We start from the raw sequence: 7,008 nt of genomic DNA on the forward strand, positions 1-7,008 counted from the left end.
AAACCGAATAATATTTATGAATCGATATTAAATTTCAATAAAACACCGTATTTTGTGTTTCTTATAAACTTTAATGACTTATCTTGCCTATGGTTTTTTAGTGGGTAATTGAATCTGGAAAAAGATATTTTTCCAGTGAATTGTTCTGAGATGAGTTTTATATCGAATCCATACTTTGTTAGCTCGAACTTATTAGGTGGTATCAAAATATGATACCCATTGCGGTTAAAGGGCTCACTCGTATTTTTAGGTCAAATATAACCTTGGATTATGTGTCTATTTATGTGTGTAGGGTGCATTTTTATGTAGGGTTTTGGCTCTAAACAGCCTAGATTGATATTCTGTATGAATTATTTTTGTGGTTTTTTATAATTTTTTACAAAAACATTTCTGTTTTTCGACATCGAAGGAAGTTTGTCATGTTTTGGTTTCAAACACTTGAAGCTGATGTGGATTCAAGATAAATATGACGCTGAAATTATTGCAGTAGTAGAAAAGTCTAGCTCTTGAGGCGCAGGGAGTGTGCTTCAACAGTTTTAGTTACTACGAGATAAATATGCACCATTTTGGGCGGAAAATATCCTCTTTCACTCCGTTTGAACTGGACAGTAGACAAGGAGCAAGTTGTATATGCTGTCGTACTTTTTACGCCGTTTGGCGTTGGTTATCCCAACGTTTCTCGGGATAACTATTCTCATCTTTGCTATCACTCGTTTCGTGCCTGGCGGACCTGTTGAACGCATGTTGTCACAAATGCAGTCTCAGGGAGATGGCGCCGCATCAATGACGTCTGCGGGTGGTAATACGGCCCTTTCTGACGATCAAATCGCGGAGCTGAATGCGTTTTATGGCCTGGATAAACCTGTAACGGAAGCGTACGTCGAGTGGTTAAGTCGTTTGGTAATGCTAGATCTTGGCGAGTCGACGCGTTACTACGAGCCTGTCTCGGATATGATCGCAGAGCGTTTGCCAGTGTCGTTGTTTTATGGCGGCATGACCTTCTTTATTAGTTATTTTATCTCGATTCCTCTTGGTTACTATAAGGCGCTCAAGCACGGTTCTGTGTTTGATTCCGCCTCTTCAGTACTCATTTTCGTAGGCTACGCGCTACCAGGTTATGTGGTGGGTGTATTGCTGATCACGTTATTTAGTTATCACTTGGAATGGTTTCCGATGGGAGGCTTTGTCGGCGATGACTTCGACGATTACGAAACCTTCTTTGAACGCGCTAAAGACATTATGTGGCATGCGGTGTTGCCTTTGATCTGTTACCTCATTGGTGATTTTGCCACGCTGACGATGACAATGAAAAATAACCTGATGGAAAACCTTTCCTCAGATTACATCCGCACCGCAATTGCGAAAGGATTACCTTTCAAAAAAGCAGTTCGTAAGCACGCGTTGCGTAACAGCTTAATTCCAATCGCGAGTCACTTTGGTAACTCTTTGTTGTTCTTCATGACCGGTGCTTTCCTGATTGAAGTTATCTTCAATATTGATGGCATTGGCTTATTGGGTTACGAATCAATCATGGAGCGTGATTACCCTGTTGTTATGGGTATTGTCGCCATTAATGCGTTGTTACTGCTCATTGGTAACATTATTTCAGATATTTGTGTTGCTTTAGTCGACCCACGTGTGAAGTTTGGAGCGTAACATGATTAAAGTTAGTCCATTAACTCAAAAGAAAATTCGTCACTTTAAAGAGATCAAACGAGGCTATTGGTCGTTTGTTGCTCTTTCTATCATGTTGATCCTTTCTCTATTCGCCGAACTTTTGATCAACAGTAAAGCGCTAGTCGTCAAGTACGATGGTAGCTACTATTTTCCTGTTGTCAGTGACGTACGTTTAGGTAGCGAATTCGGCCAAGAGTCATCCAGTGAAGCCGATTATCGTGTACTGCAAAAAGCGTTTGAGGCTGAAGGGGGCGACAACTTTGTTATTTTGCCGCTTGTGCCGTGGAACCCATATGAACAAGATTTTAGTGGTGATTTCCCGCCAACAGCACCTAGTGCCGAAAATAAGCATTATTTAGGTACAGATGTGATAGGTCGCGATATTTTGGCGCGACTCGTCTACGGATTCAGAACGGCGATGGGATTTGCGTTGCTTACGATGGCCATTTCCTACGCGATCGGTACTGCAGTCGGTTGTGCTATGGGTTTTTGGGGCGGTAAATTTGACTTGTTTGTACAGCGACTTATCGAGATCTGGTCAATGGTCCCGTTTTTGTACGTCATTATGATTCTTGTCTCAATCGTTCAACCGACGTTTGCTCTCTTTGTCGCTATTAACGTGCTTTTCACTTGGATGGGGATGACATGGTACATGCGGACCATGACCTATAAAGAAGCGGCACGCGAATATGTAATGGCGGCACGTGCTTTAGGGGCATCGACTGGACGTATCTTGTTTAATCACATCTTGCCAAATACGATGGTGATGATTGTAACCCTAGCGCCTTTCACTATTGCAGCTAACATCACAGCACTGACTGCTCTCGATTACCTAGGCTTAGGCTTGATGCCACCAACGCCAAGTTGGGGTGAACTACTGCAACAAGGTAAGTCAAACTTAGATTCGCCATGGATTGTTGCGTCAGTAGTGACTTCTATTGTTCTGGTTCTGGTAATGGTGACCTTTATTGGTGAAGCCATTCGAGCGGCTTTCGACCCGAAAAAATTCACACGCTATGTTTAAGCGAGCATTGTGAGCAAAACATAAAAAGGGAAGTTTTATGAAGAAATTATTTTTAGCGTCCACGCTGAGCGCCCTGAGTTTTGGTGCAATGTCAGCAACGCTTCCGACTGACTTAAACTGGCAAACAAACTGGGATGAGCCTCAATATGGTTCGCCAGAAGCGAAACGTGGAGGGACTTATCGCACCTTTATGTCAAGTTTCCCGCAGACGTTACGTAGTGTTGGCCCAGACGCTAATGCAGGGCTACGTTCTTTTATCTTAGATGAAACACCAGGCTTGGTGGTCCGCCACCCAGATACTTTAGAGTTTATCCCTGAGCTTGCTAACGAGTGGGCGTTAGCAGGTGACAACAAAACGGTCTATTTCAAACTCAACCCTGAAGCCAAATGGTCGGACGGCAAACCTGTGACTGCCGACGATTTTGTATTCATGCTTAAGTTTTATCGTTCCAAGGACATCTTGGAGCCTTGGTACAACGATTACTACAACAAAACGATTGCGGATGTTATCAAGTACGACACTCACACGTTTGCTGTTAAGGCGGCGAAAGAGTTCAATCCGGAAGAATTGCTGTTACGAATGGGGGCTCTGCGCCCACGTCCCGCACATTTTTATGCTAACCCTTCAAAAGATGAAAATGGTGACGGTATACATGACAACTTTGTCCGCTACTACAATTTTAAAAGTGAACCAACGACCAGTGCATACTACCTAGATGACATTAAAAAAGGTAAAAGTGTGACCTTCAAACATGTCGGTGAAGACTGGTGGGGTTACAGCAATAAGTATTATCAACATCGCTATAATGTCGACAAAATCCGCATCACAGTGATTCGCGACAGTGATATCGCGATGAAGCACTTTGAGAAAGGGAAGCTGGATGCATTTGGTCTTGTTTTACCAAGCTTATGGCATGATAAATCGAATACGGAACCTTACCAAAAGGGATACATTCAAAAGTTCTGGGGTTACAACCAATTCCCAGTTGGGGCTGGTGGTGTATGGATGAACACCGCGATGCCTTTGCTGGATGATTTAAACATTCGCAAGGGCATTACTTACGCGATTGACTTTGATGGCATGATAGAGAATGTCATGCGTGGCGACTACTCCCGTAAACCAAACCCGACCGGTTATGGTCATGGTAAATACACCCTACCAGATGCTAAGGCACCGAAGTTTGATCCCGCAAAAGCGGCCGAGGCATTCGAAGCCGCAGGCTTTAACAAAATTGGTTCTGATGGTATTCGTGTCAATGATAAAGGTGAGCGCTTAAGCTTCGAGCTGACCTACGGAACACCTGTTCATACTCCTCGTATTGCATTTTTGCGTGAGCAAGCCAAGCTAGCAGGGCTGGATATTGAGCTCAAGTTAGTTGATGGCTCATCCATGTTCAAATACGTACGTGAGAAAAAGCACGATTTGGCTTTCTTAGATATGGGTACGTCTGAGATCCCAACGTATTGGGAGTACTTCCATTCTGTCAATGCGAACAAGCCGCAAACTAACTCTTTCACAAACTACAGCACGCCTGAACTGGATGAAAAGATCATCGAGTATCGTTTTGGCATGGATATGGATAAAAAGATCCAGCTAGGTCATGAGATTCAGCGTGACATCATTGATGCTCACGTTATCGTCCCAGGCTACATGGTTCCTTATGTCCGCTATGGTCACTGGCGCTGGTTAAAGTTTCCAGATAAGCCAATGAATCGCATGACAGAGGCGCTGTTCAGTGGTTCAATCATAGGCGATGGCACTTACTGGATTGATAGTGATATCAAAAAAGAAACGAAACAAGCGATGAAATCAGGCAAAGCTTTTGAACCTGTTGTTGTCGTAGATGACACTTATAAGCTGTAAGGATTGGTTATGGAAAACGATGTAATCCTAAGTGTTAAAGATCTCGAAGTTGAATTTACCACCGATGATGGGCCTGTGAAGGTTCTGCATGGTGTGAACTTTGATGTGAGAGCTGGACGTACACTCGGCCTGGTGGGAGAGTCAGGTAGTGGCAAGAGCGTAACCTCAATGTCGATCATGGGGCTATTACCTAAGCCATATGGCAACATCATTAAAGGTGAAGTGAATTATCGCGGCACCAACCTAGTTGATTTGCCTGCGGAAGAGATGTACGCCATGCGTGGCGATCGCATTTCGATCATCTTCCAAGACCCGATGACTGCGCTCAACCCAGTGCACACCATTGGTCGTCAAATATGTGAAGTGCTTGAGCTCCATCGACCTGAGCTCGACAAAAAGGAGCGGGAGGCGTACTCGATTGAGATGCTGGCAAAAGTAAAAATTCCAATGCCAGAGAAGCGATTGAATGAGTATCCCCATAACCTATCTGGTGGTATGCGCCAGCGTGTCATGATCGCGATGGCATTGGCCTGTAAGCCGGATATTCTGATTTGTGATGAACCGACTACAGCGTTGGATGTTACGGTTCAGGCGTCTATCCTTGAACTGATGAACGAGCTTCAGGAAGAAACGGGCATGGCGATGATCTTCATCACTCACGATCTCGGGGTTGTGGCAGAAGTGTGTGATGATGTTGCCGTGATGTATGGCGGACGTATTGTCGAAAAAGCAGAAATTTTTGAGTTGTTTGATAACCCGCAGCACCCATACACAGAGCGTTTGATGGGGTTGATGCCGAGCTTAGATAATGAGCCGAAGCAGATGATCGATATCAAGCCTATTGATGCCAGTATGTTTGCCAGTTAACTGGGCAAAGTGAACCAGTCATAAAAGAGGATGTTATGGCAAAAGAAGTATTAAGAATTGAAAATCTTAAGCAGCACTTTGTTTCTGGTAAAGGGCTGTTCAAGAAAGGCTACACCATTAAAGCGGTAGACGGGGTTTCACTGTCTGTTTCTGAAGGTGAAACACTGGGGCTAGTTGGTGAGTCAGGTTGTGGTAAAAGCACCCTTGGTCGCACGATCTTAAAGTTATACGAGCCAACGGAAGGTAAGATTTTCTTTGAAGGTAAAGACATCACAAAATTGTCTGTGAAAGAGATGCGCTCGCTGCGTAAAGACATGCAAATCGTCTTTCAAGACCCAATGGAGTCACTCAATCAGCGTCATACCATCGGTATGATTCTGGAAGAACCGTTTGTTATTCATAAAATTGGCACGCCAACAGAGCGTAAACAATGGGTAAAAGAGCTTTTAATCAAAGTGGGATTACCAGAAACGGCAGTAAACCGTTATCCACATGAATTTTCAGGCGGACAACGGCAGCGTATCGGTATTGCTCGCGCGATTGCATTGAAGCCTAAACTACTGATTTGTGATGAATCGGTATCTGCGTTAGATGTGTCGGTACAGGCGCAAATCTTGAACCTATTGCTACAACTGCAACAAGAAATGAATTTGGCGATCATATTTATCTCTCATGATCTCTCTGTGGTGAAACATGTCTCTGACAAAGTTGCCGTGATGTATTTTGGTAAAGTGGTAGAAGCAGGCAGCGCTAAAGAAATTTATGCAAACCCGCAAAACGAATACACCAAAAAACTCCTATCTGCGATTCCGATCACTCACCCTAAATATCGGAAGAAAAAGCGCGTAGCTGAAAAAAAGCAGCAAGTGGCGTAAGTGATGCCACAGGTCCTATAACACAAAAACGCTCCGCCAAATAAGCGGAGCGTTTTTATAAGCAAATGCCAGGACTTGGAGTCGATTTGCACTGATGTTTATTCTGATTGATTGAAGATCGTTGCATGCTAAACTCAAGGCCTATTTTCTTTTTTTGGATAATGGACCATGCCGTCGAATTTACCGAAATCCTTTAGTCGACCTTTCCTGAAAATCTTCCATATTTTAGAGGCGGTGTTATTAGTCTCTATTACCTTGGCGACGTTGTACGCCATGATGCAAGAGTTTGTGCACGTATTTGTAGAGAAGCGTGTCTTACTCACAGATATTCTTTTGATGTTTATCTATCTGGAAGTGCTCGCCATGGTGCAGCAGTTCGTGATGAACGGTAAAATTCCGGTACGCTATCCTATCTACATCGCGATGATGGCGATCGCCCGCTATATCACTCTCGGAATGAAAGAGCTGGATGCAGTTTTGGTTGTGTGGTTATCTCTGGCTGCGTTTATTTTGGCTGCGGCTACTTTGCTGATCAGAATTGGACATCATTATTGGCCCTACGTTGATAACAGTACCTTGGAAAAAGACGAATAAAAGAAAGCCCCGTATTAGCGGGGCTTTTTTGTTTTTCAGCCCTAAACCACCTACTTCAGTAGGTGGTTATCATCCGTTTCGGCTTTGCCTGTAAAACTACTCATGCT

6 protein-coding genes are annotated in these 7,008 nt (G+C 43.9%); all 6 read left to right on the forward strand.

The window, feature by feature from the left end:
• Nucleotides 1-630 precede the first annotated feature (630 nt).
• On the forward strand, nt 631-1,656 hold the full coding sequence (locus tag R7Q46_RS15970; RefSeq protein ID WP_005384771.1) for an ABC transporter permease subunit: 1,026 nt from the start codon (nt 631-633) through the stop codon (nt 1,654-1,656).
• A 1-nt stretch (nt 1,657) separates the two neighbouring features.
• The gene (locus R7Q46_RS15975) at nt 1,658-2,701 is read left to right on the forward strand and encodes an ABC transporter permease (RefSeq protein ID WP_005379369.1); all 1,044 of its coding nucleotides are present in this window, start codon (nt 1,658-1,660) and stop codon (nt 2,699-2,701) included.
• 37 nt (nt 2,702-2,738) lie between these two features.
• Nucleotides 2,739-4,565 (forward strand): extracellular solute-binding protein, encoded by a 1,827-nt coding sequence (locus R7Q46_RS15980; protein ID WP_005384774.1) that lies wholly within the window; start codon nt 2,739-2,741, stop codon nt 4,563-4,565.
• Between the two features lie 9 nt (nt 4,566-4,574).
• Nucleotides 4,575-5,432, forward strand: coding sequence for an ABC transporter ATP-binding protein (locus tag R7Q46_RS15985; protein ID WP_005379371.1), 858 nt, complete (start codon nt 4,575-4,577; stop codon nt 5,430-5,432).
• Between the two features lie 35 nt (nt 5,433-5,467).
• Entirely contained in the window at nt 5,468-6,307 is an 840-nt protein-coding gene (locus R7Q46_RS15990) for an ABC transporter ATP-binding protein (protein ID WP_005379372.1), read from the forward strand.
• Nucleotides 6,308-6,475: 168 nt separating this feature from the next.
• Nucleotides 6,476-6,901, forward strand: coding sequence for a phosphate-starvation-inducible protein PsiE (locus R7Q46_RS15995; protein ID WP_025768316.1), 426 nt, complete (start codon nt 6,476-6,478; stop codon nt 6,899-6,901).
• Nucleotides 6,902-7,008: the final 107 nt, after the last annotated feature.

The sequence above is a fragment of the Vibrio sp. 811 genome (genome assembly GCF_033339195.1).

What these genes read in the sequence shown, in the direction of transcription:
- R7Q46_RS15970 (WP_005384771.1), top strand. Translation starts at nt 631, where the DNA reads ATGCTGTCGTACTTTTTACGCCGTTTGGCGTTGGTTATCCCAACGTTT.
- R7Q46_RS15975 (WP_005379369.1), top strand. Translation starts at nt 1,658, where the DNA reads ATGATTAAAGTTAGTCCATTAACTCAAAAGAAAATTCGTCACTTTAAA.
- R7Q46_RS15980 (WP_005384774.1), top strand. Translation starts at nt 2,739, where the DNA reads ATGAAGAAATTATTTTTAGCGTCCACGCTGAGCGCCCTGAGTTTTGGT.
- R7Q46_RS15985 (WP_005379371.1), top strand. Translation starts at nt 4,575, where the DNA reads ATGGAAAACGATGTAATCCTAAGTGTTAAAGATCTCGAAGTTGAATTT.
- R7Q46_RS15990 (WP_005379372.1), top strand. Translation starts at nt 5,468, where the DNA reads ATGGCAAAAGAAGTATTAAGAATTGAAAATCTTAAGCAGCACTTTGTT.
- R7Q46_RS15995 (WP_025768316.1), top strand. Translation starts at nt 6,476, where the DNA reads ATGCCGTCGAATTTACCGAAATCCTTTAGTCGACCTTTCCTGAAAATC.